General features: G+C 58.6%; 1 rRNA gene. It reads right to left on the reverse strand.

What is annotated here, in order from left to right:
* Positions 1-1,280, reverse strand: a 23S ribosomal RNA gene (locus STRIP9103_RS50615); the annotation flags it as partial.
* Between the last annotated feature and the right edge of the window lie 260 nt (positions 1,281-1,540).

Raw genomic sequence — 1,540 nt, forward strand, 5'->3', positions numbered from 1 at the left:
CTCACACTGGAATGACACGACTTCGGCGGTACGCTTGAGCCCCGCTACATTGTCGGCGCGGAATCACTAGACCAGTGAGCTATTACGCACTCTTTCAAGGGTGGCTGCTTCTAAGCCAACCTCCTGGTTGTCTCTGCGACTCCACATCCTTTCCCACTTAGCGTACGCTTAGGGGCCTTAGTCGATGCTCTGGGCTGTTTCCCTCTCGACCATGGAGCTTATCCCCCACAGTCTCACTGCCGCGCTCTCACTTACCGGCATTCGGAGTTTGGCTAAGGTCAGTAACCCGGTAGGGCCCATCGCCTATCCAGTGCTCTACCTCCGGCAAGAAACACACGACGCTGCACCTAAATGCATTTCGGGGAGAACCAGCTATCACGGAGTTTGATTGGCCTTTCACCCCTAACCACAGGTCATCCCCCAGGTTTTCAACCCTGGTGGGTTCGGTCCTCCACGAAGTCTTACCTCCGCTTCAACCTGCCCATGGCTAGATCACTCCGCTTCGGGTCTTGAGCGCGCTACTACACCGCCCTGTTCGGACTCGCTTTCGCTACGGCTACCCCACCCGGGTTAACCTCGCAACACACCGCAAACTCGCAGGCTCATTCTTCAAAAGGCACGCAGTCACGAGATGAAAGCAAGCTTCCATCCGACGCTCCCACGGCTTGTAGGCACACGGTTTCAGGTACTATTTCACTCCCCTCCCGGGGTACTTTTCACCATTCCCTCACGGTACTATCCGCTATCGGTCACCAGGGAATATTTAGGCTTAGCGGGTGGTCCCGCCAGATTCACACGGGATTTCTCGGGCCCCGTGCTACTTGGGTGTCTCTCCAACGAGCCGTACAGATTTCAGCTACGGGGGTCTTACCCTCTACGCCGGACCTTTCGCATGTCCTTCGCCTATCCATACGGTTTCTGACTCGTCCCACGGCCGGCAGACCGTGAAAAAGAGATCCCACAACCCCCACGACGCAACCCCTGCCGGGTCTCACACGCCATAGGTTTGGCCTCATCCAGTTTCGCTCGCCACTACTCCCGGAATCACGGTTGTTTTCTCTTCCTGCGGGTACTGAGATGTTTCACTTCCCCGCGTTCCCTCCACTTGCCCTATGTGTTCAGGCAAGGGTGACAGCCCATGACGACTGCCGGGTTTCCCCATTCGGACACCCCCGGATCAAAGCCTGGTTGACGACTCCCCGGGGCCTATCGCGGCCTCCCACGTCCTTCATCGGTTCCTGGTGCCAAGGCATCCACCGTGCGCCCTTAAAAACTTGGCCACAGATGCTCGCGTCCACTGTGCAGTTCTCAAACAACGACCAACCACCCGTCACACACCACATCACGCGGTGCTGCACCGGGGCCGGCATCGTGAAGGGCGAGCAACGCTCGCACCCTCAGACACCCAACAGCGTGCCCGGCACGGTCAGCCGACCAGATCAGCGTTCCACGCCCCCAGCAGGGGCAGTACTAGCGCCTGGTCCGTCCCGACCGTGCCGAATAATCAACGTTCCACCCATGAGCTGACCACCGCCAGACA

The sequence above is a fragment of the Streptomyces ipomoeae 91-03 genome (assembly GCF_000317595.1).
Taxonomy (GTDB): Bacteria; Actinomycetota; Actinomycetes; order Streptomycetales; family Streptomycetaceae; genus Streptomyces; species Streptomyces ipomoeae.